Source organism: Reichenbachiella sp. MSK19-1 (assembly GCF_003590315.1).
In the GTDB taxonomy this organism is placed as follows: Bacteria; Bacteroidota; Bacteroidia; order Cytophagales; family Cyclobacteriaceae; genus Reichenbachiella; species Reichenbachiella agariperforans.
Window position 1 is genome coordinate 346,576 of sequence record NZ_MIER01000021.1, and the last position, 26,890, is coordinate 373,465.

Annotated in this window: 25 protein-coding genes; 18 read left to right on the forward strand and 7 right to left on the reverse strand. The window is 44.1% G+C overall.

The genetic code is table 11. The features are described from left to right. The first annotated feature begins 132 nt into the window (after window positions 1–132). The 11 genes from BGP76_RS19425 (at window position 133) to BGP76_RS19475 (ending at window position 8,988) form a co-directional block, all read left to right on the forward strand. Window positions 133–549: a response regulator gene (locus BGP76_RS19425; protein ID WP_084190527.1), complete on the forward strand. Its 417-nt coding sequence runs from the start codon at window positions 133–135 to the stop codon at window positions 547–549. Window positions 550–600: 51 nt separating this feature from the next. Beyond that, window positions 601–1,170, forward strand: coding sequence for a DUF3109 family protein (locus tag BGP76_RS19430; RefSeq protein WP_073122743.1), 570 nt, complete (start codon window positions 601–603; stop codon window positions 1,168–1,170). A 7-nt stretch (window positions 1,171–1,177) separates the two neighbouring features. Beyond that, a complete protein-coding gene (locus tag BGP76_RS19435) occupies window positions 1,178–3,424 on the forward strand; it encodes an ATP-dependent helicase (RefSeq protein ID WP_073122742.1) in 2,247 nt (748 codons plus the stop codon). Window positions 3,425–3,515: 91 nt separating this feature from the next. Beyond that, complete coding sequence (locus BGP76_RS19440; RefSeq protein ID WP_147407527.1) at window positions 3,516–3,728, forward strand: hypothetical protein; 213 nt, start codon at window positions 3,516–3,518, stop codon at window positions 3,726–3,728. Beyond that, on the forward strand, window positions 3,704–4,048 hold the full coding sequence (locus BGP76_RS19445) for a hypothetical protein (RefSeq protein WP_119845893.1): 345 nt from the start codon (window positions 3,704–3,706) through the stop codon (window positions 4,046–4,048). The genes BGP76_RS19440 and BGP76_RS19445 overlap by 25 nt, the downstream gene beginning before the upstream one ends. Window positions 4,049–4,097: 49 nt before the next feature. Further along, window positions 4,098–4,685 carry a phospholipid scramblase-related protein gene (locus tag BGP76_RS19450; protein WP_073122741.1) on the forward strand — a complete coding sequence of 196 codons (588 nt, stop codon included), beginning with the start codon at window positions 4,098–4,100 and terminating at the stop codon, window positions 4,683–4,685. A 581-nt stretch (window positions 4,686–5,266) separates the two neighbouring features. Then, the gene (locus tag BGP76_RS19455; RefSeq protein ID WP_119845894.1) at window positions 5,267–5,938 is read left to right on the forward strand and encodes a hypothetical protein; all 672 of its coding nucleotides are present in this window, start codon (window positions 5,267–5,269) and stop codon (window positions 5,936–5,938) included. A 200-nt stretch (window positions 5,939–6,138) separates the two neighbouring features. Continuing rightward, window positions 6,139–7,161: a YARHG domain-containing protein gene (locus BGP76_RS19460; protein WP_119845895.1), complete on the forward strand. Its 1,023-nt coding sequence runs from the start codon at window positions 6,139–6,141 to the stop codon at window positions 7,159–7,161. Further along, entirely contained in the window at window positions 7,115–7,810 is a 696-nt protein-coding gene (locus BGP76_RS19465) for a M15 family metallopeptidase (RefSeq protein ID WP_119845896.1), read from the forward strand. The genes BGP76_RS19460 and BGP76_RS19465 overlap by 47 nt, the downstream gene beginning before the upstream one ends. Beyond that, entirely contained in the window at window positions 7,776–8,426 is a 651-nt protein-coding gene (locus BGP76_RS19470; protein WP_221409911.1) for a DUF2306 domain-containing protein, read from the forward strand. The genes BGP76_RS19465 and BGP76_RS19470 overlap by 35 nt, the downstream gene beginning before the upstream one ends. Window positions 8,427–8,580: 154 nt before the next feature. After that, window positions 8,581–8,988, forward strand: a complete 408-nt coding sequence (locus BGP76_RS19475) for an OsmC family protein (protein WP_119845990.1) — start codon at window positions 8,581–8,583, stop codon at window positions 8,986–8,988. A gap of 6 nt (window positions 8,989–8,994) precedes the next feature. Here BGP76_RS19475 and BGP76_RS19480 read toward each other — a convergent pair whose 3' ends face one another. Together BGP76_RS19480 and BGP76_RS20370 are read right to left on the reverse strand one after the other, a co-directional pair. Further along, window positions 8,995–10,665, reverse strand: coding sequence for an NAD(P)/FAD-dependent oxidoreductase (locus BGP76_RS19480; RefSeq protein WP_119845897.1), 1,671 nt, complete (start codon window positions 10,663–10,665; stop codon window positions 8,995–8,997). A 202-nt stretch (window positions 10,666–10,867) separates the two neighbouring features. Beyond that, a complete protein-coding gene (locus BGP76_RS20370; protein ID WP_158584345.1) occupies window positions 10,868–11,029 on the reverse strand; it encodes a DUF5522 domain-containing protein in 162 nt (53 codons plus the stop codon). A gap of 94 nt (window positions 11,030–11,123) precedes the next feature. On the opposite strand from BGP76_RS20370, the gene rocD reads away from it, so the two are divergent. Continuing rightward, the gene (rocD, locus tag BGP76_RS19485; RefSeq protein ID WP_185146859.1) at window positions 11,124–12,362 is read left to right on the forward strand and encodes an ornithine--oxo-acid transaminase; all 1,239 of its coding nucleotides are present in this window, start codon (window positions 11,124–11,126) and stop codon (window positions 12,360–12,362) included. A gap of 66 nt (window positions 12,363–12,428) precedes the next feature. Further along, the gene (locus BGP76_RS19490; protein ID WP_119845899.1) at window positions 12,429–12,617 is read left to right on the forward strand and encodes a Lacal_2735 family protein; all 189 of its coding nucleotides are present in this window, start codon (window positions 12,429–12,431) and stop codon (window positions 12,615–12,617) included. Here BGP76_RS19490 and BGP76_RS19495 read toward each other — a convergent pair. Continuing rightward, window positions 12,614–14,527 (reverse strand): ATP-binding protein, encoded by a 1,914-nt coding sequence (locus tag BGP76_RS19495; protein WP_158584346.1) that lies wholly within the window; start codon window positions 14,525–14,527, stop codon window positions 12,614–12,616. The genes BGP76_RS19490 and BGP76_RS19495 overlap by 4 nt on opposite strands. Before the next feature lie 485 nt (window positions 14,528–15,012). Between BGP76_RS19495 and BGP76_RS19500 the strand changes: the two genes are divergently transcribed. The 5 genes from BGP76_RS19500 to BGP76_RS19520 all read left to right on the forward strand — a co-directional run bounded on the left by BGP76_RS19500 (window position 15,013) and on the right by BGP76_RS19520 (window position 20,194). Further along, window positions 15,013–17,214 (forward strand): NADP-dependent isocitrate dehydrogenase, encoded by a 2,202-nt coding sequence (locus tag BGP76_RS19500; RefSeq protein ID WP_119845901.1) that lies wholly within the window; start codon window positions 15,013–15,015, stop codon window positions 17,212–17,214. A gap of 166 nt (window positions 17,215–17,380) precedes the next feature. After that, a complete protein-coding gene (locus tag BGP76_RS19505) occupies window positions 17,381–17,848 on the forward strand; it encodes an NADH-quinone oxidoreductase subunit A (RefSeq protein WP_099599777.1) in 468 nt (155 codons plus the stop codon). A 107-nt stretch (window positions 17,849–17,955) separates the two neighbouring features. Beyond that, a complete protein-coding gene (gene nuoB, locus BGP76_RS19510; protein WP_099599776.1) occupies window positions 17,956–18,477 on the forward strand; it encodes an NADH-quinone oxidoreductase subunit NuoB in 522 nt (173 codons plus the stop codon). After that, window positions 18,477–18,980, forward strand: coding sequence for an NADH-quinone oxidoreductase subunit C (locus BGP76_RS19515; protein WP_119845902.1), 504 nt, complete (start codon window positions 18,477–18,479; stop codon window positions 18,978–18,980). The genes nuoB and BGP76_RS19515 overlap by 1 nt, the downstream gene beginning before the upstream one ends. Then, window positions 18,977–20,194 carry an NADH-quinone oxidoreductase subunit D gene (locus tag BGP76_RS19520; protein ID WP_119845903.1) on the forward strand — a complete coding sequence of 406 codons (1,218 nt, stop codon included), beginning with the start codon at window positions 18,977–18,979 and terminating at the stop codon, window positions 20,192–20,194. Before BGP76_RS19515 ends, BGP76_RS19520 begins: the two co-directional genes overlap by 4 nt. Window positions 20,195–20,694: 500 nt before the next feature. On the opposite strand, the gene BGP76_RS19525 is transcribed toward BGP76_RS19520, so the two are convergent. The 4 genes from BGP76_RS19525 to BGP76_RS19540 all read right to left on the reverse strand — a co-directional run bounded on the left by BGP76_RS19525 (window position 20,695) and on the right by BGP76_RS19540 (window position 26,650). Continuing rightward, window positions 20,695–21,501 (reverse strand): hypothetical protein, encoded by an 807-nt coding sequence (locus BGP76_RS19525; protein WP_119845904.1) that lies wholly within the window; start codon window positions 21,499–21,501, stop codon window positions 20,695–20,697. A gap of 608 nt (window positions 21,502–22,109) precedes the next feature. Beyond that, window positions 22,110–23,648: an NAD(P)/FAD-dependent oxidoreductase gene (locus BGP76_RS19530; RefSeq protein WP_158584347.1), complete on the reverse strand. Its 1,539-nt coding sequence runs from the start codon at window positions 23,646–23,648 to the stop codon at window positions 22,110–22,112. Continuing rightward, entirely contained in the window at window positions 23,638–24,033 is a 396-nt protein-coding gene (locus tag BGP76_RS19535) for a hypothetical protein (RefSeq protein ID WP_073122727.1), read from the reverse strand. Before BGP76_RS19535 ends, BGP76_RS19530 begins: the two co-directional genes overlap by 11 nt. A 283-nt stretch (window positions 24,034–24,316) precedes the next feature. Continuing rightward, complete coding sequence (locus BGP76_RS19540; protein WP_119845906.1) at window positions 24,317–26,650, reverse strand: carbohydrate-binding protein; 2,334 nt, start codon at window positions 26,648–26,650, stop codon at window positions 24,317–24,319. Window positions 26,651–26,890: the final 240 nt, after the last annotated feature.

Sequence of the window (26,890 nt, forward strand, 5' to 3'; positions counted from 1 at the left end):
ATAGTAAGACGAATTAAAATAGTTTGGGTTGGATTTGCTCGATAAGTTAAAGAGAAAAACCCCAATAATGTATATTTGGGTTTTGGAACAAGACCAGCTCAGAACATAGATAAATAAAGCGCGAGATTGTAAATGAACAAGCCTGTAAAAATACTGATTATAGACGATGATGAAATCAACAATCTGATTTGTACCAAAGTAATCAAAGATTATAATCCAGCGATCATTGTAGAGTCACTCACGAGTTCGACCCGTGGATTGACCTATCTAGAAGAACGTGTCAAAGACAATCCGGAGGACCTACCTGATGTGATCTTATTGGATATCAACATGCCGACTATTAGTGGTTGGGATTTTATCCGCGAGTATCGCAAGATGATGACGGCTGTGGAAGCGGAGAAAATTAAGTTGTTCGTTTTGACTTCTTCACAGTACTACCAAGATGCAGAACTAGCAGATCAGTACCGCGAGGTACAAAAGCTGTTTACCAAACCCCTGACCTCAGAGATATTAGAAGAAGTAGATACCTACCTCGTTAAAAACGCCTAGTGAGGTGCTGCTCAATTATATAAGTTCGATTCTTTTTCAACCATTGGCATTATGATAATATTGGACAATGCGGTTCTTTCAGATGATTTGAAGGAAAGGCATTTTGTGTGTGACCTCAACAAATGTAAAGGCGCATGCTGTGTAGAAGGTGATCTAGGGGCTCCCTTGGACGAAGAAGAGCTTCCGCTGATAGAGGAAGTGATCGATGCAGTGAAGCCTTACTTGTCCAAAGAAGGACTGGAGGTGATCGAGAAAGAAGGAGCATATATCCTAGACGAAGAAGGAGATTATTCTACTACGACGATCGATGGGCGAGAGTGTGCTTTCGCGATCTACGATGAAAAGAATATCCTTAAATGCGCCATTGATCAAGCCTATCGTGATGGTAAGGTTACTTGGCAGAAACCTATTTCTTGTCATTTGTATCCCATACGCATCACCAAATATGACCACTACGATGCACTCAACTATGACCAGTGGGATATATGCGCCCCAGCATGCAATCTGGGCGAACAGCTCAAAGTGCCAGTGTACAAATTCCTCAAAGAGCCATTGGTAAGGAAGTACGGGACAGAATGGTATGGAAAATTAGAGCAAGAGATAGAAGAAGGTAAGGCGTAAACAATCCATGGAAGAGAATTATCTAGAAATACTAAACCCACCTCAGCGAGAAGCAGTACTGAAGACCGAAGGCCCTACGATGATCATTGCAGGAGCTGGATCGGGTAAGACCCGAGTACTGACCTATCGAATTGCACATTTGCTGAAAGAAAAGAACGTCGACCCGTTTTCTATCCTTTCGCTGACCTTTACCAACAAAGCTGCTAAGGAGATGCGTCATCGTATCGAAGAGTTGGTAGGGACTGATGCACGTAACCTTTGGATGGGGACTTTTCACTCCGTGTTTTCAAGAATCTTGCGCTCTGAAGCGGATAAGCTCGGCTATCCTAGTCACTTTACCATTTACGACTCGGATGATTCTAAATCCCTGATCAAGAATATCGTCAAGTACTATGGGTTGGATGATAAACTCTACAAACCCAATGTGGTACTCAACCGCATCTCTAGTGCCAAAAACCGTCTGGTCTCATGGCAAGAATACACCAACAACCCTATCTATCTGGCAGACGATACCGAAAACGGTAAGCCTGAGATGGGTAAGATATACAAGGAGTACGTCAAGCGATGCTTCAAGGCGGATGCCATGGACTTTGATGACTTGCTCTTCAATACCAACGTGCTCTTCAGGGATCACGTCGATGTGCTCAACAAGTACCAGCAGCGTTTCAAGTACGTGATGGTCGATGAGTTTCAGGATACCAATATCTCGCAGTACCTGATTACTAAAAAGCTCGCAGCAGTTCGCCGAAACATCTGTGTCGTGGGAGATGATGCACAGAGTATCTACGCCTTTCGTGGAGCGGATATCCAAAACATCCTCAACTTTGAGAAGGACTATCCAGAGCTGAATATCATCAAGCTGGAGCAAAACTACCGATCGTCTAAGACCATCGTAGGAGCAGCCAACTCTATCATAGGCAAGAACAAGAACCAGCTGCGAAAGAGTGTCTGGACTGACAATGATGAAGGCTCGCTGATCGACCTGATCAAAGCCACGACCGACAATGAGGAAGGCAAACTCGTCGCTTCGGCCATCTTTGAGTCCAAAAACCAAGACCACTATCACAACTCGGATTTTGCGATCCTATACCGGACCAATAGCCAATCCAGAGCACTGGAGGAGGCGCTGCGCCGCAACAACATCAAGTACAAGATAGTGGGCGGGTTGTCTTTCTATCAGCGAAAGGAAATCAAAGATATCTTGGGCTATGTGCGATTCTCTGTCAACCAAAACGACGAACAGGCACTGCGTCGTATCATCAATACGCCCAAACGTGGGATTGGTGCTGCCTCAGTCGAGAAATTGATCGTAGCAGCGGCCGAAAACAATGCAGATCTGTGGACGGCTCTAGAGAACGCTACGCAGATACTGGGAGGTCGGGCTGCCTCTGCAGTCAATGATTTCGTGACGATGATCAAGAGCTTTAAGTTGACCGTGGCGAAGAAAGACGCTTTCGAGGCAGCTTCGCATATCGCCAAAAACTCTGGTCTGCTCAAGGAACTCTACGATGACAAAACCATAGAAGGACGCAACCGCTACGAAAACGTACAGGAACTCTTGAATGGGATCAAGGAGTTCGTCGACAACCCGGAGTCCGAGGATAAATCCATGGCATCTTTCCTGCAAGAGATTGCACTGCTGACGGACGCAGACAATGACAAGGATGAAGACAAAGACTATGTGACCCTGATGACGATACATTCGTCCAAGGGACTGGAGTTCAAGAACGTCTTTGTCGTCGGGATGGAAGAGGATTTGTTTCCGTCACAGATGATGATCAGTTCTAGGCAGGATCTAGAGGAGGAGCGACGCTTGTTTTATGTGGCCATCACCCGTGCTGAGAAGAAACTCTACATGAGTTATGCGCTGACACGCTATCGTTTTGGTAGACTCAAAACCTGCGAACCGAGCCGCTTTCTAGAGGAGATAGACAAAGATTTTCTCAAGATGAATCTCAAATTTAGTGCGCCTAGCTCACCTGCGGGTGACTATGCGAAGAACTTCATCGGGAATACAACGCAACCGGTTCGCAAGCCTGTTAATCAGGCTGTCGTGCACAAGCCGTCTGCCGATTTCAAACCAAGCAACACGTCTAAACTGGCAGAGGGAGACAAGGTCGAACACCCGAAGTTTGGCTTTGGAAAGGTGACCAAGATAGAGATTCAAGGCGCCAATAAGAAAGCCCATATCACGTTCGAGAAGGCTGGAGAGAAGACCCTGTTGCTGAGCTTTGCCAAGCTGAGGATACTGTAAGTAAGTGCTTTGAGAATTGATGAGGCATCATTTGGTCGAATCAGAAATGAATTCGTTAGATTTACGATACACGTCCATGAATAAGAATGCTATGAAAGCAGAAACACTGAAGTTGGGAATAATAGAGCGGTTGATGAAGGTGCAGGACACCTCCACATTGCAGCGGATGGATCAGTTGATCACTCAGGCAGAGATGGAAACGAGAACGCTCGAATCCATGGAGGCCATAGAGCGAAGAGATGTTGTTTCTATTCATGAGATGAGGCGTGAAAATAAGGAATGGATCAAGGGAAATACGAAGTAGTCATTGCCAAAACCGCTCGAGATCGCTACCAGTACAGTGTGTTGCCCTATTTGTTTGAGAATTTTAGTGTTGCTCGAGCTACTGAAATCGACGAACGTATATTGAATACAGCTGCGACCTTATCTTCTAAGCCATTTCGTGGTAGGATAGAAGAACATTTATCGAATCTACCTCATAACTTCAGGTTTATCCTCTACAAAGAAACAAAGCAATTCGAACTAAAAATAGTGTACTACATAGAAGAGAAAAATGACAGGGTCTACGTGACAGATTTTTTTCCTACTAGGATGAATCCAAGTCGAATGGAAGTAATAAAATGATACCTATACTAAACAAATGTGGTACTCGATATAACAAAAACCTATCAATATGAATTCAATATTAAATCGTAACCTGTTCTTTGTGAAGGAGCATGTGGGGATGTTCAAAGCGTCGAACAACTACGATATTTACAATCCTGACAATCAGGAAATGATCATGACTTGTCGTGAAGAGAAGTTGGGCTTTTTGACCAAAATGTTACGCTTTACGGATTACAAGCGAATGACTCCTTTCAATGTAGAGATCAAAACGACCTCAGGAGAAAAAGTCCTTACGGTCAAAAGAGGCATCTCGATCTTTTTGTCTGATGTCGAAGTACTGGATGAAAATGATAATTTGGTCGGGAAGTTCAAACAAAAATTCTTCTCCATAGGCGGGAAGTTTGATGTGCTGGATGCCAATGATAACGTACTCTGTACACTCAAAGGAAAGTGGACGAGTTGGGATTTTAAATTCATCAAGGACCAAGTAGAGTTCGCTTCAGTCAGTAAAAAATGGGATGGATTGGGCAAAGAATTGTTCACCACAGCGGACAATTATATCCTACATATAGATGAGAAAGTCACAGAAAACCACCCCATGCGTCTATTGATCTTGGGTGCAGTGATGTGTATCGATATGGTGCTGAAGGAGTAGGTTTCTACTTTATGATAATATGACCTAGCCCCCATCCTTGATAGCCGAGGATGGGGGTTATTGTTTGGACTAGGTTGTACAGACGTCACCTCAGTTCTGGCCTTGCGCAAGCTCAACTGTCTGCTTGCCCAAGGTAGACCTTCTGCTTGCGCAAGCAGAAACCCGAACTTTTATTACTTTCCTCAAAGTGTTCTGAAAGATGAAAAAGAAGAGCCTTTGATCTACTACCTAGATTTGGGTATATATAGGCTGTACTTTGATCTTAAAGCCCCGCTTGCTTGTCGCTAAGCTAGGGAAAGGGTATTCTTAAGTAAATCAATGATTGACGAGGTGTCGGTAGCCGTAGTTCCTAAGTGTGTAAAATGAATAGTGTGCATCTTGGCTGTCTGTCGTTTTAGGTCTTCCGCAGAGTGACTTAAAACCATCGAAACGAAAAGCAGTGTCCCGACACGGTAGGCGCTAGGGAGCTTTATACACATGTTGCTGATAACGCTATGAAAAACATTCAAAACCCACTAGATTAGCTTGACACCAATAATATATATACGCAATTGCGTATAGCGAAATGTTAGCTATAATTCATGAGTAAAAACAGATTTAATATTAATTGGAATGTTACTAATACAATTATTGCGATTGTGGCAATTCTGACGACATACTTTATATTCAGTAATGACAAAGAAATTGTTGTACTACAAAGCCAACTTCAAATGCTTCAAAAAGAAAATGAAGCTCTAAAAGGAGATGTTGACCCTGAATGGCACAAAAAATTCAATAACCAAACTCAATACTATAAAGACGTTATTAATCAAATAAGTACCAAGACAGCTCATTTAACGTGGTTAAATGATTCATTAAAAAATAAAACAAAATCACTTTATTTGATTGATAGCAATAGAGTTATACTATCGAGGCAAAAATCTAAACAATTTCTAATTAAGTTGATAAATGCTGAAAGAGACTCAATACTGGTTCTCAATTATCAAAAAATAGATTCCATACGGTCCGAGTTAGACGAACATCAATCCGAACAAGACAAACTTCAAAAAGCTATCAATGAGAATTATTTGGCTGAAATTAAGAATATGGAAGAAATAATTGAAATTCAAAAAGAATTTATTAACAACTATCAATCTCCACATAATCGGTTCAGTCAACTTATATTTTTCATTCTTATACCTGTAATTCTTCTGTATATCTTATTATCATATTTCGGCCCTTGGATAAGAAAAAAAGTAGCTAACATGCTGTAATCAAATCATGGCGGTTCAGCTGTTTGCGAATGTGCTATGCATTCTGGAAGCCCCGCCATATCTCAGATTAGCACTATGGTATCAAAAAGGGATAGCGCAAATCAGAGATTTGGCTATCTTGTAGCCGAAACTTAAACTAAATCACACGCCACGCTTGATACAGAGGCGTTGTAGCCAATACCAATAACCAAACCTTTTATATGAAACTTTACAAACTGATTCTTCTAGCTTTATTTTTTTCTTTCAGCTGCACAAGCCAAATCAAAGATGAGAATGCTCAAACAGTTGTTGAAGAAGGCACAAACTTCGATTCAATTCAAACAGACAGAATAGAATCTATTAGCTCAGACATCAAGGAGGAAAAAGACAATAATGCATATGAAGAAATAACATTTTCGAACGAAAAAGTAGACACTAATTCAAACACCTATTGGGTTGGCTTTTTCAACCCCCATAAGGATATCGAAATGGAGGGCAAGCATGTATTCGCGGATGAAGGTTTATACTGGGGACGAAGAAATAAAATTAGTATCTCAATTGATGAAGTAATTGAAGATTCTATCGTAGGGCATAGTGTTGTAGCAGGTAATCACAGGCCTTTTTATGGCAAAATTCAATTAACTGATAAAGGGAAAAAATGCATTGTAAAAGAACCAGGAGATGATAAATATGATGGACAATTTACTTTTGAAATTGTAAATGACCATTTAATTGGAGTTTGGACCGCATATGAAAATATTGAAATTCCTAAACGAGAATATAAACTTAACCAAATGTCATATAAATATGATAAGGATATTATGTTGGAGAGAGCCGGTCGATATGGAAATTGGGACAAATTCATCGACCATGGGACTCAAATTGAAATTTATGATGAAGGAACTCCAGATGAACAAGTTTATGAATGGGTTAAAAGAGAATATGCATCATCCACTGAAAAAATATACGAGATAAACGCTTCTAACAAAGAACTTACAAAAGAAGACGTAGAAAACTTAACCAATAGTGATTTGGTAGTAATAAGAAATACGATTTATGCTCGACATGGTTATTCATTCAAGAATAGACCTTTACGAGTGTTCTTTGACGCTCAAGATTGGTATATCCCAGTGCATGCTGATATAAAGCAGGATTTTACTGAAATTGAAAAAAAGAATATCCAACTTCTATTACGATATGAGAAAAATGCTAAAGAGTATTATGATTATTTCGGTAGGGGTTAGTCTGCTATTAAGTTGTTTTACTTCTCCTGAAACATCCTCAACAGATTCTCTAATTCTAAACGATCAAGACACAATACCTATTAATCAAATTATTGACTTTAACGATTCGTTGTGGACGGAAATAATTTTCAAGAACGATGATGTCTATGAAAGTTTGGCCTATGCAGATTCTAGCAATTTTATTGGCCAAAAAATCTACCCTTGTGCTCGTTGCTTTCTGAGGCCTGAAGCAGCAAAAGCATTATTCGTGGCAAAGAGAATAGCTAAAACCAAAGGGCTAAGACTAATCTTGTTTGACTGTTATCGCCCAGCAATCTACCAGCAAAAAATGTTTGATATTGTACAAGATCCCAGATATGTAGCAGAACCAAAAGAAGGAGGTTCTATGCATAATAAAGGTTTAGCTGTTGATATAGCATTGACTGATTCATCAGGTAACATTCTAGATTTTGGTGGAGATTTTGATGATTTTTCTGAAAGGTCTCATCATTCATATGACAGGTTAGACTCTTTGGCAAACTACAATAGAATCCTTCTGAAAAGTATAATGACAGAAGCGGGTTTCAGCTTTTATCCATTTGAATGGTGGCATTATAGCTATACCAATGTTGATTATGACCAAGATGAATATGTTTGGGGTTGTAACTAACCGAAAAATTATATTAAAAATACTGTTATACGGCTTATTGGGCTATTTCAGTTATTTAATGATATTGATTACTATTCAATATATTCCTATTGATTTTAAAGCGGCATTTTTAGGCATTAAACAAAATGAAATTGAACTACCATATTATCGACTTGCATTCTTTATTCATGTTTATAGCAGCATTTTCACTCTCTTAATTGGCTTTTTTCAGTTCTCAAATACAATTCGAAAAAGGTACCCAAGACTGCATCGAAGCATTGGTAAGTTCTATATTGGAACTATCGTAATCCTTGCAGGACCATCAGGGCTTGTGATGGGTTATCATGCCAATGGAGGAATCTATTCTCAAATATCTTTTTGTCTTCTATCTATTCTATGGATTTACTTTTCTCTAATGGCTTATAAATATGCTCGAGCAAAAAAATGGACTTTACACAAAAACTTTATATATCGCAGCTACGCTCTCACCTTATCTGCTATAAGCCTGAGATTGTTCAAATGGATTATTGTTGGCACTTTTGCCCTACCTCCAATGGATACTTATCAGATAGTTTCATGGTTAGGTTGGATAGTAAACCTAGGTATTGCTGAATTCATAATTAGATTCAGAAAATAAAAAATAACTGACCACAACACGCTGTATAGTGCATTGTGGGTAAGGCGGTTTGGTTAGCTCTTGCCCTATTTGAGGGTCGCAAAATCCACTAGCGGATTTTGTTTTGCTAAGTGCTAAACTGAAAGTGTATGGCATAACCATAAACAACAGCAAAATGAATTATTCTATCAAAGCGGAGGCTTTAGCAGATCATGATGCAGTGAGCCTCATCAAGGATTCTGAAATCAAGTTTGGGACGACAGCAGCGACAGCTGACAGCCTAGCCAATCCTGCGGAACTGTTTCTTTGTTCTTTGGCGGCCTGCGTTCTCAAGAATGTGGAGCGGTTCTCTTCGATACTTAAGTTTGAATATGAGAAGGCAGAGATCAGCGTAGAGGCTACACGGCTGGACAAACCTCCCAGAATGGATGCGATCACCTATGAATTGAAAATCTATAGTCAAGACGATCATATCAACCTTGATTTGCTCAAAAAGAACATTGAGAGTTTCGGGACGATTTATAATACGCTGAAAGCTACCTGTCGGATCTCAGGTCAGATTCATAAAATCACGCAGTTTTAAGACAAACTAAGACTGTACCGTTTTGAGACCTGATCCAGCTCTCGCTCGTTTGACTTTCATCTTTTGTAGCATCCAGTCTGGGTACTCAGTGTCATCTTCTGCATCGTAGATACGCACGTTTTGTGCGTGACTCGATTGGATGAGGTCTTCCTGTCTACAGTTGAGGATTTTGGCGGCTGTTTGTACGCCAGAGTAGGCCGCACCTGCCACACCATGCGAAATGATACTGGCACCACAGAGGTACAAGTTTTCGATTTCGCTCTCCGCTTTGTAGGCAAAGGGGCCTGTTTGCTTGAAGCTCTTTTCTGTGCCATAGACGCTACCGTTCGTAGCGTTGATGTAATACTCATTGGTCATCGGTGTGCCTAGTTCTTGCTGCACGATCTTGTTGGTGACGCCAGGCAATACTTTTTCGAGGCTGGTGATGATCTTTTTGGCTAAGCGCTCTTTGAATTGCTGGTACGCTTCTGATCGTTCGTTCTCTTCTTCATTTAGGTGATTAAATGACTCCCGGTTGATATAGGTGACCACTTCGAGCGTATGATACCTGCCATCAAAACTTGGAGGGTCTTTGAGTGTGGTACAACTGATAAACATCCCTGGGAATTCGTCTCCCTCCGCAATATCGACTTTCATCATCTCAGCAAATAGTTCGTCCGTATCCTTGTCAGCCATCATCCAGATGTTGCCAGAGTCGAGACCTGCCTTGCGTACATCCATGTCCACGGTGAGAAACAGCATGAGTGAGGTGCACGAGTACTTTGTCTTGTCTAGTCTCTCCAATAATTTAGGGCTGAGATTGTCTTTGCCGACCATGTCAAGGTAGGTCACACTAGGGTCAGCGTTCGAAATGATTCGCTTGGCGTATATCTTCTCTCCGTTTTCTAGTTCGACACCTACGGCACGCTTTTTCGTATCTCCTTCGATCAAGATGCTTTTCACACTTTGACTGGTTCGTATTTCACCGCCATTTTGTTTGATGACTTTCGTCATGGCTTTGACAATCGCTCCACCACCACCCATGGGATAAAATCCCCCACTGAAGTAATGATCCATGACCGCACAATGCAAAGGGAAACTGGCCTTGGCAGGAGGCAGGCCATGATCACCACATTGTACGTTCAGTACTTTTTTGAGCAGGGGGTCTTTGATATGCCAGTCCAGTACTTTTTTGAGGCTAAAGAGTCCGTATTTACCGAGGTGTCTTGTGCGCCAAGCGATGGTGACGTTGTCCCAAAAGCCACTCATCTTGGGGATGAGTTGTAGTTGTCGGCTGACATTACGAACCGTAGTGAGGTATTTGAGAATGCGCTTTTTTTCGTGAGGGAAACGCTTCGATAGGGCTTGATTCAATTCGTCAAAGCCAGCAGGTATGTCGACACGCTCATCGCCAATCCAGCAATGCTCATAGGCAGCAGGGTTCATTCTAAAAAACACCAAGTCATTGGCAATCCCTAATCCTTCGTACAACTCGCTGGTTGATTCGCCTTTGCCGAGTAGGCCTATGTAATGAACACCCGGCGTGAACCGGTAGCCATTCAAGTAAAAGCTATGACACCAGCCTCCAGGTATGTCGTGTTGTTCCAGTACCATGACCCGCTGATCTGCACGCGAAAGACAAATAGCAGAGGCAAGTCCACCTGCTCCAGACCCAATAATGATAGTATCTAATTCCATCCTGAATACTAGTGTTTTGATTATCTACCAAGCACTCCTTCAAGAGGTTTGAGAGGTAGGAGCTGGTTATAAGCCTAGTATGTCAAGGATAAGGTATCTAGCTGACAGTGCCAAGAGAGTGGTTGATGTATTTTACTGATTTTGAATGAGTTATTTTCTAAGGGCTTAAATTTTAGCGTCTTGTTTCTTGGGCTTAAGAGCCTTACTTTTTAAACCCATACGGACAGTGCTTGCAGCCATTTTTGCAGCAGTAGCCACGTTTGAGGTGGTATTCTTTGGTGAATACCATGAGTCCCGATGCGTTGAAGTAGTAGTCTTCGGGAGATAGAGGGCTAGGAGGGTTGCCTGTTTCTTTGTCTGACAAAGGGGATGTGATTTAGATTTCCTTTTCGTAATTTTGGACGAATCTAATGGAGTTCTGTATAGGAACTCTTTTTTATTATTTAAATACACGAACGATGGTAAATGAAATGACAAGTGAGCAGGCTATCGCCTTGGAAGATAAGTATGGAGCGCATAATTATCACCCACTGCCAGTGGTGTTGTCCAAGGGAGAAGGCGTCTATGTTTGGGATGTGGAGGGAAAGAAATACTATGATTTTCTATCCGCATACTCTGCCGTCAACCAAGGTCACTGTCACCCCAAAATCGTCGGGGCACTTACTGAACAAGCGAAAAAATTAACGTTAACCTCTAGGGCGTTTTACAACGACACTTTAGGGGAATATGAGAAGTATATCACCGATTACTTTGGCTTTGATAAGGTGCTGCCTATGAATACTGGTGCCGAGGCTGTAGAGACAGCCATCAAGTTGACGCGTAAGTGGGCTTATGAAGTGAAAGGTATTCCAGAGAATGAGGCCAAAATCATCGTGTGCGAAAACAACTTTCACGGACGTACGACGACTATCATTTCGTTTTCTAATGATCCTGATGCACAGAAGAACTTTGGGCCATACACGGCAGGCTTTATCAAGATACCATACAACGACATAGAGGCACTCAAAGAGGCGCTCAAAGACCCTAATGTAGCAGGGCTACTCATGGAGCCGATTCAGGGCGAAGCGGGTGTTTTTGTCCCAGACGAAGGATTCTTGCAGGCGGCTAGCGAAGCGTGTAAGGAAGCGAATGTGCTATTTGTAGCAGACGAAGTGCAAACAGGTATCGCGCGTACAGGTCGTCTGTTGGCATGTGACCATGAGGAGGTCAAGCCAGACGTATTGATTCTCGGTAAGGCGATCTCTGGTGGGGTGTATCCTGTGTCTGTCGTTTTGGCCAATGATGATATCATGGGCGTAATCAAGCCAGGACAGCATGGCTCTACTTTTGGCGGCAACCCGGTCGCTTCGATGGTGGCAATGGCTGCCTTGGATGTGGTACAGGAAGAAAAACTAGCCGCCAATGCAGAGAAGCTCGGGATCAAATTTAGAAAGCGATTGAATACCTACATAGAGGAGAGTAAGTTAGTGTCTCTCGTGAGAGGGAAAGGGCTGCTCAACGCCATCGTGATCAATGATTCGGAAGAAAGCTCTACGGCATGGGATATCTGTGTCGCGCTGAAGGATAATGGTTTGCTCGCTAAACCGACGCATGGCAACATCATTCGGTTTGCACCTCCATTGGTGATGACCGAAGAGCAGTTGGATGAGTGCTGTGACATCATCATCAAAACAGTAAAGGAGTTCGAGAATAAGTAAAGAAATGTAAAAAGGCTGCCATGTGCAGCCTTTTTTGTGTTCCATAAGTTAGAAACCAGAAACGATATGTTTGGATTATTTAAGAAAAAAACGGAGCTGGAGCAGCTTAGTGCACAATACAACGAACTGATGAAACAAGCACATGCCCTTTCCACGCAAGACCGGACAAAGAGCGATGCAAAGCATGCCGAGGCAGAAGCTTTAATCCCTCGTATAGAGGAGCTAAAAAAGGTGAAAGAAGAAAAGTCTAGTTAACCTTGATAAATTGGTAGTGTGAAAGTGAAATTGCTCCCTTGATTGAGGGTACTGTTAACGTAGATGTGTCCACCGTTTTTTTCTACGAACGCTTTGCATAGTACCAGTCCGAGTCCTGTGCCTGACTCGTTTTCAGTCCCTTTGGTGCTAACCTTCTTGTTGACCTGAAATAGGTCTGGAATCGTTTTTTCGTCAATCCCTACGCCTGTGTCGCTGATTGAGACATGAATGAAGTCATCCTGCAGTTTGCACTGTACTGATGTTTCTCCTCCCCTAGGAGTGAATTTCAAAGCATTGGAAATCAAGTTCCTTAAAATAGTATCCACCATCTGCTGGTCAGCCAATACGGGGGGTAGTTCTGTTGGGTGATAGTTGACCTTTATAGATTTGTTGTTTGCAGTGACGGCAAGTAGTTTGATGCTGTCCAAGATGCTATGGTTGAGGTCTATGCTTTCTTGTTCAAAGGTGATGTCTCCAGTTTGTGAGCGTGCCCAAGTCAAAAGATTCTCTAGGAGTTTAGTAGCCTGAAAAGTGCTTTCTCGACACATAGTTAGAAACTTGAGTCTGTCCGCTTCACTTAGAGTAGTATCATTGGCAATTAAGAAATCCAAAGTGCTGGTCAGGGAGTTGAATGGGCTTTTAAGGTCATGTCCTATGATGGAGAAAAAGTCGTCTTTTGTTGCATTGAGTTTGGCTAGCTTTAGTTCGTTTCGAGCCAATTCCAATTCTGTTTTTTTTCGATCATCGATGTTTCTAGTGATACCTGTAATCATGATTTCATTTTGGTTGTTGAAACTGAAATTACAAGAAACCTCTATCCAGATCACTTTTCCTAGTTTTGTTTTTTGTTGTAGTTCAAGTAGTAGAGGTTGATTGTTCTTGGTTTGAGTAAACCGTGCTACGCTTTCATTTAGCCTTTTTTCAATGATTTGTTTGGACTCAGGAGTCAGAGTCTGTCCTAATGTCAGGCCTAGTGTCTCTTGGGTGTTGTAACCAGCATGGGTTTGTATGGATGGGCTCACATAGGTGAATCTTCTCTGAGCAACATTGTAAACCCATATTACATCGGATATGTTTTTGGCAAGTAGTTCATGTTTTCGGACATGAATACGGTTAGCTGTCGAGACTTGCAGTGTATAGATGATGGCAACCCCTAGAACAATCCATAGGCTGCGTCCTAGCCATAGCCAGAAACTAAACGTAGCAAACTCCTCTTGGTCGTCGGGGGATGAAATGGCGTATTCCCATCCCTGGTTGATGAAGTTCGTCTGTAGTTTGAGCGCATTGTTTTGTTCGAAAAGCTGAGGGTCACCGTACAGGCTGATATAAGCGTTTTTGTGCAACCGACGAATGGCCACTTCATAGCCTTTGGAGGTGAGCTCTGTAAAGGCGGCGTTAAAAAAGGGTGAGATTTCTACCACAGTGGATAGGATGCCCCATAGCTCACCGTTGGTATAGATTGGTTTTCGGTAGATAAAAGACTCTCCTCCCTGAACGAGACTGACAGGGCCTAAGAGTAAGCCTTCTCCAGTTTGGATTATTTGGTTGATGTCAGGCCATTGCTCTGGATTTTTTCGATAGTCCATGCCTATGGCTTCTTCATTGCCTTCTATGGGAGCTACGTATTGGATCACAGTACCTCGTGATAGTCCCAAACTCCGTATGAACGGAGATTGTTTCCATGTTTCTGTTAATACTCCTTGAAGTTTTTCCGTGTTTATTTCTTGGTGGTAAACTTTGAGATAAGCTTCTATCCCCATAGAGAGGTAGGCGACTTTGTTGAGCTCACGGTCGAGTCTAGGAATTAATTCTTTCCCAAGAGAGAGTGTTCTTATGTCGAGACTTTTTTGATGTTGCTGTTGCCGATAGTGCATCATCGTTTCAAATAACACGAGCAAGGATATGGACATCAGACTGCCGATAAAGAAAGAAAAGAAAGAGAAATGGGAGGTCTGACCTTTTTTATTCGTTCTGGATCTTATAAAGTTTAGCATGGAAGAATTTTAACCGTAACGAATAACTTAATCTAGCACATCAGGTGAATGGCTTATCAATATAAATATTGGGTTTCCATTACGCAATAATGACCAAGTTTTTTATGAAATAAACTTGGTTAGAACCAGTGGTTTTTGACCAGTCTTTTAAAAAGGGGCTTGCCGTTTTTGTAATCTTATGAATGATTTCTTGCAAATCGTTCATTAATCAGGAGGGTTACTTCTTTATCCATTCAATCAATAAGCCATTACGCTAAGATTTACTAAATTCGCCCTCTCAAAAGAAGGCTTTGTGGACGAATGCCGAAACCCCGTTTTGGAATCCTCATTCCCTCGATTGACCAAGACTATTTATTCAGTAAAACACGCGGGCTACACCGCTACCAAGCAGTTTTAAAAATATGACAAAATCTAAGATCATTTACACCAAGACGGACGAAGCGCCTGCTTTGGCTACTTATTCATTTTTGCCTATCGTTTCAGCTTTTACTTCAGCGGCTGGCGTGGAGGTTGAGACCAGAGACATTTCCTTGGCAGGTCGTATCATCGCCAACCTCTCTGACTACTTGACTGATGATCAAAAAATAGGTGATGCACTGGCAGAGCTCGGTGACTTGGCCAAGCAGCCAGAGGCGAACATCATCAAATTGCCCAACATCTCAGCTTCTATTCCGCAGCTACAAGCAGCCATCAAAGAGCTGCAAGCGCAGGGCTATAAGTTGCCTAACTATCCGTCTGAGCCTAAGACGGACGAAGAAAAAGAAATCAAAGCGAAATATGCCAAAGTACTCGGTAGCGCAGTGAACCCTGTATTGAGAGAAGGGAACTCTGATCGTAGAGCACCCAAGGCTGTAAAAAACTACGCCAAGAAAAACCCACACAGAATGGGCGCTTGGGCCGCTGATTCAGCAACACACGTCGCGTCTATGCCAAATAGCGATTTTTATGGTTCTGAGAAGTCTACGACCGTAGCAGAAGCTACCGAATTCAAAATCGTTTTCAACGGTGAGGAATTGAAAGGATTTGCGCCTTTGTTGGCTGGCGAAGTGATCGATTGTTCAGTGATGAGCATCAACACACTGAAGTCATGGGTAGCAGGTGAGATTGCAGACGCGAAAGCGAAAGGTGTCTTGTTTTCGCTACACATGAAAGCGACAATGATGAAGGTATCTGACCCCATCATCTTCGGCGCAGTAGTAGAAGTATTCTACAAAGACGTATTCGAAAAATATGCAGAGCTCTTCGCAGAGCTGGGTGTGACTGCTACCAACGGTATCGGTGATGTCTATGCCAAAATCGCTGGACATGCGAAAGAAGCGGAAGTAAAAGCGGCCATCGAGGCAGTGTACACCGACAGCCCTGACCTAGCGATGGTCAACTCTGACAAAGGAATCACCAACCTACACGTGCCGTCTGATGTCATCATCGATGCATCTATGCCAGCGATGATTCGTACGTCAGGCCAGATGTGGAACAAAGCAGGAGATCAGCAAGATACCAAAGCGGTCATTCCAGACAGATGTTATGCGGGTGTGTTCCAAGCTACGATCGACTTCTGTAAGAAAAACGGCGCATTCAATCCATCTACGATGGGTTCTGTGTCCAACGTCGGTTTGATGGCACAAAAGGCCGAAGAGTACGGGTCACATGACAAAACCTTCCAATTGGCGGAAGCAGGTACGGTACAGGTGATTGACAAAGCGGGTACAGTATTGCTAGAGCAGACCGTCGAAGCAGGCGATGTATTCAGAATGTGTCAGGTGAAAGATGCGCCGATCCAGGACTGGGTGAAGCTAGCCGTGAACAGAGCGAAAGCGACAGGCGTGCCTGCAGTATTCTGGTTGGATGAGAACAGAGCGCATGACGCACAAATCATCGCTAAGGTGAATACTTACCTAAAAGATCACGATACGGCAGGTTTGGATATCCGAATCCTCGCACCAGTAGATGCGACGAATTTCTCTCTAGAGAGAACGTTGAAAGGGGAAGATACGATCTCTGTGACGGGTAACGTACTGAGAGATTACTTGACAGATTTGTTCCCGATTTTGGAATTGGGTACGTCGGCGAAGATGCTCTCTATCGTGCCGTTGATGAACGGTGGTGGATTGTTCGAGACAGGTGCAGGTGGATCAGCACCGAAGCACGTACAGCAGTTCAACGAAGAGGGATACTTGAGATGGGATTCTTTGGGTGAGTTCTTGGCACTCGCGGTTTCGTTGGAGCACCTTTCGGAGACTTTTGACAACCCCAAGGCCAAAGTTTTGGCAGAAGCACTAGATGCAGCGACTGGGTTGTTCTTGGACAATGACAAGTCTCCTGCGCGTAAGGTAGGCGGTATCGACAACAGAGGGTCACACTTCTACTTGGCGATGTATTGGGCACAAGAATTGGCCGCTCAGGACAAAGACGCTGAGTTGAAAGCACGCTTTGCGGGACTGGCCAAAGCCTTGACAGAAAACGAAGCGAAAATCAACGAAGAGTTGATCGGCGCACAGGGCAAGCCAGAAGACATCGGCGGATACTTCCAGCCCAACGTCAACTTGGCATCAAAAGCCATGAGACCAAGTGCAACACTCAACGAGTCACTGGCTGCACTCTAAGGAGCATAGATAAAATAAAGAGGCTAGCTCGGTTTGGGTTAGCCTCTTTTTGTATAAATGGTATAATTTAGTGAAGGGGTAGTCCAGAGACAATTGATCTGGAATATATGGGCTTAGACCAACTCACCGTAGAGGTCTTCGTTAACTTCACGAAATACAAATGACAATGGAACTAACTAACTACCAAATCATACTATTGTTCGCCGTGGGGGGCTTTGTGGCCATCATGGGGTCACTAGTGACGAGCTGGGTACTCAGACCTCGCAGACCCAACGAGGAGAAACTGACCACCTACGAGTGTGGAGAGGACCCGACGGGCACGGCTTGGGGTAAGTTCAACATCCGATTCTATGTGATTGCACTGGTGTTTGTGTTGTTTGAGACAGAGTTGTTGTTTTTGTTTCCTTGGGCGATCGTCTTTGGGGACGAAGGACTCAATGCCCTCACGCAAGGCAAATGGGGAATGCTCGCATTCGTCGAGATGTCACTGTTTATACTGATTTTAGCATTGGGTCTAGCCTATGTCTGGGGCAAGGGGTTTCTCGAATGGGAAAAGCCAGATGTGAAAGTCACCGACGTAGAGAGCAAAGTCCCAGAAAGCCTCTATGATCAATTGAATACAAAATACCAATAGCGTGGATATGTGTTAGACTCCAGAGACTAGATTGAGACAGAACATGTACATTCTAGTATTCCCAAAGTCTAATGTCTAACATTTAGCATCTAATATCTAAAAAAGAAATGAAAGGTTTACTCGATCAAAAATTCAACAACGGCGGGGTAGTCATCAGCAGCCTCGAAGATATCACCAATTGGGCACGACTGTCCAGTATCTGGCCTATGGGCTTTGGCTTGGCTTGTTGTGCGATCGAGATGATGGGGGCCTATGCGTCGGGCTATGACTTGGATCGCTACGGCGTGATCCCACGTGCCAGTCCTAGACAGTCCGATGTGATGATCGTAGCAGGTACGGTGACCTACAAGATGGCCGACCGAGTCAGACGACTCTACGAGCAAATGGCCGAACCACGCTATGTGATCTCGATGGGCTCTTGCTCTAACTGTGGAGGTCCCTACTGGGAGCATGGCTACCATGTCGTCAAAGGAGTCGACAAAATCATCCCAGTAGATGTCTACGTGCCTGGATGTCCTCCAAGACCCGAGGCACTGATCGGAGGGATATTGAAGCTCCGAGAGAAAATAGAAAATGAAACCTTGAGAGAGCCAGAAGGCCTGCGCGAAATCGTAGAAAATCTAGACTAATGGAAATAGCTGAATTCAAAACCCTCGTACAGGATCGTATCGGCGAAGCAGCTGTGATCGGTGTGGACGAAAATGCAACGCCCAAGGCACTGCTCATCGCGCCAGACTACATCAAGGATGTGTGTCTCTATCTCCGTGACAATGACCAGTCGTATTTCGATATGCTCTCTTGCCTCACAGCCATCGACAATGGGCCAGAGATCAATACCATGGAGGTCGTCTACAACCTGTACTCGATCCCACTGGAGCAATCCCTCATGCTCAAAGTGACCCTTGATAGAGACAAACCAGAAATAGACTCGATGACCGAGCTCTGGAAAACAGCCGATTGGCACGAAAGGGAGGCCTATGATCTATTCGGGGTACAATTCGTCGGGCACCCCGACTTGAGGAGAATCCTGATGCCAGGAGACTGGCAAGGACACCCCATGCGCAAAGACTATGTAGAGCCCGAAGAATACCGAGGCATGAAAACCATCAGAGAGGAGGAGGATCCATCATGAGCCAAGCCATAGAATACAAATACCGTCCAGAAAACCTCAACGAGTCTGCTCCCAACAAATACACCGAGGCAGACCTGACTCGTGAGGAAATGATCATCAACATCGGGCCACAGCACCCTTCTACACATGGTGTATTGCGACTGGAGGTCGTCACCGATGGAGAGATCGTCGTGGATGTGGTGCCGCACATGGGCTACCTGCACCGATGCTTTGAGAAGCACACCGAGTCGGTACCTTTCAACCAAGGGCTACCCTTCGTAGACCGCATGGACTATGTCGCTGCGATGAATTCAGAACATGCCTTTGTGATGGGAGCGGAGCGAATGCTCGGCATAGAAAACGATATTCCAAAGCGGGTAGAGTACATCCGTGTACTGGTCGCGGAGCTCAACCGCATCGCATCGCATTTTGTGGCGATAGGTACTTATGGACTGGATATTGGAGCGTTTACCCCCTTCTTGTGGGTAATGCGTGATCGGGAGCACATCCTGCGTATGCTGGAGTGGATCAGTGGAGCACGTATGCTCTACAACTACATCTGGGTAGGGGGCTTGTTTTACGATCTACCTGTAGGGTTCGAGGAGAAATGCATCGAGTTCATCAGTTACCTGAAACCCAAACTCAAAGAATTGGATGATGTCCTCATCAACAACAAGATATTCGTAGAGCGTACCGCCAACGTCGGCGTATTGCCTCGCAACCTAGCCATTAGCTATGGGGCAACAGGCCCCGTACTACGTGGTTCGGGATTGAAGTACGACTTGCGTCGTGTCGACGGCTACTCGGTCTATCCGGAGCTAGACTTTGATATTCCCGTAGGTACAGGAGCCATGGGACAAGTGGGAGACTGTTGGGACCGAACCTTCGTCAGAGTACAGGAGGTCAAAGAATCTGTCAAGATCATCGAGCAGAGCCTAGAGCAGCTCACCAAAGCGCACAAGCGCACCAAAGATTTTGATCCGAGAGCGGCAGTGCCCAAGAAGATCAGACCCAAATCGCAGGACTTCTACGTCCGTTCTGAAAACCCAAAAGGAGAACTGGGCTTTTTCTTCCGTACAGACGGTCGATCCGACATCCCTGTGCGCTGCAAGGCCAGAGCTTGTAGCTTCTCCAATCTCTCCGTACTGGCAGATATCACACGTGGACACATGATCGCTGACTTGGTCGCCATCATTGGCTCCATTGATATCGTCATGGGCGAAGTGGATAGGTAAGGCTGTGTTTTTGTCTAACATTTCATCAATTCATATCCTTGTCCATCGCATTGTAAATACCAGGAAAATAGAGGCGAGAAGCAACAATTGAAATCAGTTATCTTTAAATCGAGCGGACGCTATGACTAGAGGAGCAGTCTTTTGAGAGTTAAGAAAGAAAAAGGCACCTACTAAGTGCCTTTTTCTTTCCAGTCATTACTGATAATCATAAATTCAAGAATATTTCTACTACTGTTTGAAATTTTATAATCAATATCAGTCAAATCAAAGAGAAGTTTTAGTGCCAAATTGGAAGTTTCGTCTCTTGTATACGTCGGGTGTTGCTATATGCAACAGTCCTGTTTTTACGCACCAACAAAATCTCATCAAAATCAGAAACTATAAAATATTGGATAGCATCGAATTAGATCCCGATGCTATCTAATATTTTATATCCTTAAAAACTGTATCGTTTATTCAGGACTAGAGGTACACAAATTCATGAAAAAATTCACCAATTCTTAAAACGGGACTCCAGGCTGGTACTGACGGTAATCATAAAGCATCGTAACCTCAAGAATATTGCCACTGCTGTCTGAAATTTTATAATCAATATAATTGACACCAGCCTTGGTTATTGCTGTACCGGGAGCTGGCGTCTGCTCTATAACTGTAAGTCCATTGTCACAATTATCAGTCAAATCAAAGAGAAGTTTTAGTGTTGCTAAATTGGATGCCTCGCTTTTTACATACGTCGGGAATTCTGTGTATACAAGTACAACTTCACAAGACCAACCACCAAATAAACCAGTTCTATATTCACATTCACGATTAAAAATAGGCGCTTCTGTATCATTTTCGCATGGATCTACTTCATATATATATGATTTCCATTCCACCCATTCTCCAAAATCATCATGCAAAAACCAAACACTAGCTTTATCATTAGGTTTCCATGTCGGTAAAGCCATACTAAGATCACGAGAATCATCATATATATATAGGAAATCTATACCTTGAAAATAAACTGAAAAAGTCACAACGGTTTCACCCCCTTTCTTTTCTATCACTTGATCCCCTTCGAGATAAAAATATGATGAATTTGGATCATTCGGGTTATCAGAAGGAGACCAAAACGTTGAAGTCTCCGTTGCTAATAATCTACCTTGCTCTATACCATCATTATCATTAATTGATGATTCGAGTAGTTCGATATCCATAGGCTTTATTTGTTGGATATCTTCTTGTAGTAGAACCTCGTCATTACTACAACTAACTGAAATAAATAGCAAACCTATGATTGCTATTTTCTGTATTGTTTTATTCATTTCTTTATTTGTTGTTTAAAACGCAAGAATATAGTCATCACTATACAAATCAATTGTTCGGTAAAAAAAAGATGAGGAGACAGGCAAATACCACTATTTATAGGGGGGGTAATTACCAAATCTTATCACTAAATTTAGTGATAGTGCAATCGCACGATTAATAGTATTGAACCAATCAAAATGAAAATCTATTTAGAATTAACCTGTTTATCATAGTTCCACTGCTAATAAAGATATCAATGTTAGTGGTGCGTTTGGAAGGATGTCTTTCTCGATTTAAAATATTGAAAACTTATCTATATCCAATAGGGTTTTATATGATGATGTTCCTGCTAGGTCGTCATTGAAAGTCTCTTTTTCTTGCCTTGCTCATGTCCTCTAAAAACGACTTGTACACCCAGAAAATGATAAGTCGAGATTAGTAAATAGGCTTTTGTCTCTTCAGATTGCCATATTTCACCTTTATCTATTTTTACTTCCCAGTATAGTCAAAGCATTGATACTAAGAGTACCTTATCCCCAGATCTATATGACAGCTACGATATAGATACAGGGATAAGATTATTCATGACTGATGAGCTAAGCTACATGACAGGCATAAACTAGATCTAAGCATCGACTGGCATGACATGTTTGACTTGGCCTTTGGCTTTTCTCTTTGCACTTTTTGCCAAATACTCTTCTACGACTCCTTTGTAGTCGGTAGGGTCGTAGCGCGCGAATATTTCGGCAGGTACATTGGGGAGCTTTCTCCATTGAGAGATGCCCAAGTCTTGAAGCAGAATATCTAGATGTTGCTGATACCTCGTGCTCACAGCGATGTTGAATGTAGACTCATAGGAGGAGTGCGCTATCTTCCACTGGGAAACGCGCTGAGCAGAGGCGAGCATTTCTGTCTCTGAAGGCAACTGGAGGTCTTTTTGATGTGCGGCTATTTGCCATAGCGTACCCATCTCACATAGTGCGATGTGCATAAACCCATGATTGTACCCCGCAAATCCCAGATCAGGAATCCGAGGGTCTATCTGATGGCGATAGAGTGACGGCCCTCCATGTACTCGGAGGTACTGTGCGTACGTTTCGGGTAAGAAACCGTTGGTAGGTGCCTCATTGCCGCAACAGATACATACCATGTCGGCTTCTATTTTTTGACCATCGGATAAGATGAGTCCATGTTCAAAAAATGAAGCAACCTCCCCTCGGTAAGGGATGATGCGCTGGTGTGCGACGTATTCATAGTAGTGATTCGGAGCTACTGCCGAGGCACTTCTCAAATCCGGAACAAACTGTGATTTGGGAGGGAAAACCAAGTCCAATACGCTTGGGTCAAGTGTGCCTAACTTTGCATCTTTTCGGTGCTGATACTGAAAGAGCGTAGCTATAAAGCCCCAAAAAGACTTGACCACAAAGGTCAGTTTCTTGTGAAGCAAGTTTTGGATCAAGGAGCTATGGCACCAAGACGGCATCATGTCACTGCCAAAGCGAGAGAAAAAAGGCCGAGTGTAGTCAATCCCTAATAAATGATCCGGGATGGTCCATCTTGGTGTCCTAAAGATGTGCTGCGTGCTTTGGGCTACTGCGCCGCTCCATGCTGCAAAATCGAGAGCCGTCTTGCCAAACCCTACGACGGCCACATGCTTGTCCTTGAAGACTTCTTTGGAATTGATGTTGGTAACGACCTCTCCTCGGTATGAATCGATATTTTCAAAACGAGGCTTATGCTTTTTGTCTCCTCCAGGGTATTGGCCTGTCGCTATCATGACATAGGCAAAATCCCCTTGCGTTCCGTTTTCAAAAGTCAATTGCCAACCGATATCCTGCTTGACCATTTGGGTCACTTTGTGATTGAGCTTGACCTCAATACCATATGCTGCAACCGCAGCATGCATGTATTTCAAGACTTGCTCCCCAGTCGGGTGACGATCAGGAGTAAATGGCCAGGGGAAATCGGAGAACTGGTATTGCGGGGCGGTATTTTGCAGCCGGACACCCGGGTAGGTCATGTTCCATTGGCCTCCGATTTGGTCGGAGGCCTCATATATTGTGACTGAATAGCCGCATTTTTGCCAAACTCTTGCTGCCGAGATACCCGATACGCCAGCTCCTATAATGGCAATATGCTGACTCTTTAATGAATTATTTTGCATCTGGGTCGATCTCGTCTTTGATCCAGTTGATACCAGTTGCTTCCCAGTCTTTGTTGTTAGAAGCATCTATGTATCTTTCCCATTGGTAGATTCCCGTAGTTTTTGCGATCCTTTTGAACTGCATGGTAGGAATCGAACTACTTAATACGACGACAGATCGCACCATCCCTTTTTGTTTGTAGTTCTTTTGGCCTTCTTCCATGACGCTCTGGCTTTCTGCAGGGAGGGGTTTCATGTCTCTCAGGTCTGCAAACACACCGAAATGAGCAGGGGCTTTTTCTAGCAAGGCTAGAGATTCTTTGTACCACTCTTCCATTTCTTCTTTTTTGATAAAGCCACTAAAAGTGAGGTAGTACCCAAAATCTTTTTGTTCAATTTTGTACATAATTAATAAGTCTTTTATTGTTCTTTCGATAACTGTTAAATTGTCGTTAAGATACTTTTTTTTGTGAAAAATAGTAATGATTCTATTCCCTACTTATGCGTAGTAGGGAGATTTTGTATCTAACGGTAGGGGGCAAAGCTGCCGTGTGTGAGATCAGGATATCTGGCAAGACTGTTTTTGTGGAGATTACATCAAAAAAAGCCCCCAATCTCTCGGGGGCTTCTAAACTAAGAATGATTAAAACCCAGATGCCATGTGGTATGGAGGGTTTACTTCAGGATTACTATCTTTTGACGAACCGGATGCAGTGTACTCCGGTAGCTCCTTGGATGCGCAGCACAAATACGCCTGGATTCAGTGCCGACACATCGATGCGGAGTTCGGAGGCTCCTGAGAGCGACTGATCCAGCTGCATGCGTCCATCCAGACTGTAGATGCTCAGGTGTGAGTCATCAGCTGTTAACCCCTGTAGTGTCAACTGATCAGCGGTCGGGTTAGGATAGCAGGTGAGGCTCGATTGGCTCAGTATATCTGCTCCTGTATTGGCTGTTCTTGCCCCCGATCCACTTGCGATTTCGAACCAGTTGAGGTTGAATCCACCCGAAGGGAAGGCCAAGGCCAACTGCTGTTGCCCAGCTGTGAGCTGTACACTATGAGAGACGGTCGTCCACGTTTGCCATCCACCTGTGGCGTTGACATTCATCGTACCGTAGACTGCTCCTCCGCCGAATCCTTCGAGCTGGATCTGTCCACCGCCATTTTGCGAGGCGACACGGTAGCTGACGATATAGGTATCCGTCGCTGGGACGTTGACATTGTAGCCTGCCCAGTCGCCTCCATCGATCCAGCCGACGTTTTGTCCACCGTTGGTGTCAGAGGTGTTTTCAGTTTGTAGCCCAGACATTTGGAAGTAGTCTTCTGCTTGGATCAGTAGTGCTGTCGGGTTGGGGTCAGGGTCTGTCGTACCTCCGTCAGGGGAGAATGCCACGTAGTTGACATTGAGTCCCGATACCGGGAAATAGATACGCACCGTCTGACTTCCCGGACTCAGCCAAATGGTGGTAGAGACTGTCGTCCAGTTTTGCCATCCGCCTGTGGCGCTGAAATTGGCCGTGGCGGTAGTGCCTCCGGCTTGCAGCTGTATGCTTTTGCTGCCAGCTCCATCTGCCGCTACTCTGAACTGCACCTGATAGCTACCCGCACTCGTGACATTGACGGAGTAGTCCGCCCAATCCCCTGCGTCTACATAGCCGATGTTTTCTCCTCCCTCGGCGCATGCTTCTGTTTGGATGCCGCTCATGGCACTATAGCTTTCTGCCTGTACCGTTCCGGGCAGATTCACTGTACTGTTGTTGTTTTTAACCGCTTCATACCAGCCTTGATCCCAAGTGAGCCCTGGCGCTCCGTTGGCGATGTTGTTTTGACAAAAGGCAATCATATCGTTGTAGATATTGGCAGGTGGATTGCCTCCGCTGTTGATGAAGTTTTTGAGGTCATTGTATGGGCCGTTAGGATGGATGGTCCAGAGCGTTTTGTCGTGCGACATTTTTTTGAATGACCATGGGAAGTAGTCCACGTCGTTGTTGATGCACCAATCGGTCATGTTTCGCAAGTTGTTGTTGTCACTCTCACCGTATTCCCCCAGTATCATGGGGACATTGAGTTTGTTGCAGATGGCGAGTCGGCCGTTCAGTGCCGAGACGTCATGGGAGTAGTGGTGTGTCTGGTAGACGAGGTTGTTGTCCCAGCGGTAGTTGATGCCACTTTGGTTTTGTGTTTCGGGATCCATCCAGTCTAGTTTTTGCATGTCCGAGCCCCACCAGCTGCCTTCTGCCACGATGATGTGGTTGTTGTCTACTTGGCGGATGGCATTTCGCATGGTGATCATGGAGGCCATCAGTTCGAACTCACGACCGGGCTGGGGGACGGGCTCGTTGATCAAGTCATAGCCCCAGATGACGGGTTCGTTTTGATAGTAGTCCGCAATGTGACGCCATACATCAGCTGCGATGTTGACATTGTTTCCATCCCAGAAGGTCACCGTCTCGCGCGGTTGGCTGGCGTTGGAGTTGACATTGTCCGAGTGGTCGCCGGGATTTTGGTAGCCGGGAGCAGCGTGCATGTCGAGTAGGATGTACATGTCATGTGCACGGCAAAAGTTGACCAAGCGATCGATGTATGCAAAACCTCGGTCTGAGGGTGCGTTGCTGTTGTAGTCCCAAAAGAGGTTGTAGTGAAAGGGCACACGTACCGAGTTGAATCCAAGGCCTTTGAGATCTGCGATGGCCTGCTCGGTGACGTAGTTCATGCGCCACTGGTGCTCAAATTCAATGGCTTGATTGAGATCACCACCGAAGGCATCCTTGACGGAATTGAAAAACTGCGTGTGTGTTCGGTAATTGAAATCACCCATCATGAGGTAACCTTCCCAGAGCAGCCAGTTGCCGAGATTCATGCCGGTGAAGTAGATGTCGTTTCCGTTTTCGTCTACGATCTGTGTGCCATTCGTGTGAATGTACTGCGCGTAGAGACGGGTGCTAGGACACATGACCGCCAGACCGAGTAAGGCCATGACGGTAGCCGTCTTCCAGTTGAGGTTCGTTTTGTTTTTTTTCATAGTAATTAGTTTTAAGTGAAGCCTTGTCGGTTTGTAGATTCACTCTCTCATGCTTTCATAATCAATCAAATAGCCAACCGGTCAAACCTCAGGCATTGTGAATCAAATGTCTCTCGAAGCGAATAAAGAAGCTATTCGTAGTAGTGGATTGGTGGATGAGGATGGAAGTATGATTTTGTTACAGTCTGTAATACAGTTTGTTATGTTTCGTTTGAGGCTAAAATAAGTGGACAGTTGGGA